Genomic DNA, 2,209 nt, shown 5'->3' with positions numbered 1-2,209 from the left:
CCATTATTCTAGACAAAAATCATTTCAACGCATCATTTACAGCTATTGATATAAACTCTATTTTTAGCAAAGTTTTTAAAAACTGGAACAAGGAGCTATTTTTTTCATACATAAAGGAATTCGACTTACCAAAAGATAAAAAAATTAACGATTATTCACATGGTATGAAAGTGAAATTAAATTTTGGCTATGCTTTTTTTCGAAAGCTCAAATTGTTGTTGCTGGATGAGACAACTAATGGATTGGATCCCGTATTTAGAAATACATTACTATCTTATATATCAGATTTTTCAAAGGAAACTGGATGTGCTGTGTTTATTCCTTAAGGAATAAGATTAAAATAATTTATGTTATCTCATTTTTGATCATACACTTTACTGCTGTTTTGATATTTAAAGAAACTGGGCTTATAATAGCTAATATTATTAGTATATTTTTTTCTGTATCGATTGTACTACCATTATTCACAGATGATCATAAAGACGATTGGTACTATTTTTCTACTACTTTGCCTATTAGACATACGGATATAGTCCTATCAAGATATACTGTTATGGGAGTTGTTCTAGCAACTATTTCACTATTAAATTTGATTGTAGATTCTATATTTTTACTTTTTTACAACCAATACTCAATTTTGGTATGCTTAAGTGTTATAGGATTATCAATAGCTATTAGTGTAATATACACTTCTCTTTTAGTACCAGCGGTTTATTTAGCTGGAATAAACGGAAGCTCAATCGTTTTTCTGATACTGATTGTTATATTCATGTTAGTTCAAAACTTATTGAAAACTTCTATGATAAATGAAATATTTAAATTATCAAATTACATTCTCTTTTTCTGCTTGTTCTTAGTTTGTTTATTGTTTTTGCTTATATCGATATACCTATCTTTTAGAATTACAAAAAAGATGGTTAACCAATGTCCAAATACAGATTAAAGGAGCTTTAACATGTACGATGTAAAGTCAAAAAAATTTTATTGTAACAGATGTAAGAAAGAAATAAGTACTTATGAAACATGTTGGACTAAATGGCAATTTCCTCCCAAAATCAATAGCGCTCAAGAAAAATCCCTCAAGGCTTTAGAGAATCAAAATGCATCTATCTTATGTTTAAAGTGCGCCAACGATATTTTCTCTGAACCGTTTTAAAAAGTTGATGTATTTATACTTCCCGTTATTAGTCACCAAATAAGATGTATTTCAGGATAAAAAAGGTGTCAGAAACTTAATAGTTTTTGATCCTTTTTTGATCCCTCGTTTAAGGGGGCACTGGAACATCCGTACAGAAAATAGCGGTAGTTTTTGGGAATGATTAATTAGAATCATTTTGACAATGACTTTTTGAAACTATAAAACATTGTTATAATAAGATTTTATAACTTATTTTACTGATTGCCAAAAACTAATGTTCCAGTGGCCCTTATAGAGACAAATTTATAACAAGAAAAGTCTATTCTGAAAAACACTATATAATAAATATATACACGTTATAGTGTTTTATCACCTTATACACATCTAGATGTGTATAAGAGACAGAATATATACACGTTATAGTGTTTTATCACGAAGGGGTGATTCATATGGTTTTTGAGCGGAAATGTTACGGTGACCAAGGGAAAGTACCTGTTACACCGTATAACCAACGATGGTATTGGCCACCTGATTGGATAGAATGCGATTGTGGTGATCTAGAAAAAATTACGGTAAGGAAAGGAAATTCTTTTTACTCAAATGGACATTATCTATGCAAAACTTGTGACCGAGAGTATCGAAAAATTGATGGTACTAATCGATTTGTTTTAGTGAGAGATAAGGTAAATTAAAAAATTTATTAATCCATGTATTCTTAGAGCATTGCTAATAGTGCAGTGTTTTTTTTACGAAGATGATGCAACTACTTTATAAAATTTACCTAATAATGTATTTCCCTTATATATCAGTAATCGTTTACAGTGTTGTTTTATTACATCTTCAAACTGTTATCTAGACTAAGATGTGTTTTTTTTATATAATCAAGATAATTAATTACTTGAGGGGTTTAATAATGAAAAAGAACTATCAAAAATTATTTTTGTCAGTGTAATAATGGTCTCAGCTTTGTTGATAATCAGATTCCAAAAAAAGAAGTTAGTTGCCTTCCAGTTCATTATTTTACAGAAGTTATTACAGATAATAAACAAGAACTAATTGATAGATCGAATA

Annotated in this window: 1 protein-coding gene and 1 pseudogene; both read left to right on the top strand. The window is 29.0% G+C overall.

The window, feature by feature from the left end; all coding sequences use genetic code 11:
* Positions 1-326 (top strand): annotated as a pseudogene (locus A5867_RS18045) (ABC transporter ATP-binding protein); the annotation flags it as partial.
* A complete protein-coding gene (locus A5867_RS00055) occupies positions 305-943 on the top strand; it encodes an ABC-2 transporter permease (RefSeq protein ID WP_087626633.1) in 639 nt (212 codons plus the stop codon). The pseudogene A5867_RS18045 and the gene A5867_RS00055, both read left to right, overlap by 22 nt.
* The last annotated feature ends 1,266 nt before the right edge of the window (positions 944-2,209 follow it).

This window comes from Enterococcus sp. 6D12_DIV0197 (genome assembly GCF_002174385.1).
Lineage (GTDB): Bacteria > Bacillota > Bacilli > Lactobacillales > Enterococcaceae > Enterococcus_D > Enterococcus_D casseliflavus.
Note: the sequence above shows the minus strand (reverse complement) of the source record. Positions and strands in the feature narration are given on the sequence as shown.

What these genes read in the sequence shown, in the direction of transcription:
- A5867_RS00055 (WP_087626633.1), top strand. Translation starts at nt 305, where the DNA reads ATGTGCTGTGTTTATTCCTTAAGGAATAAGATTAAAATAATTTATGTT.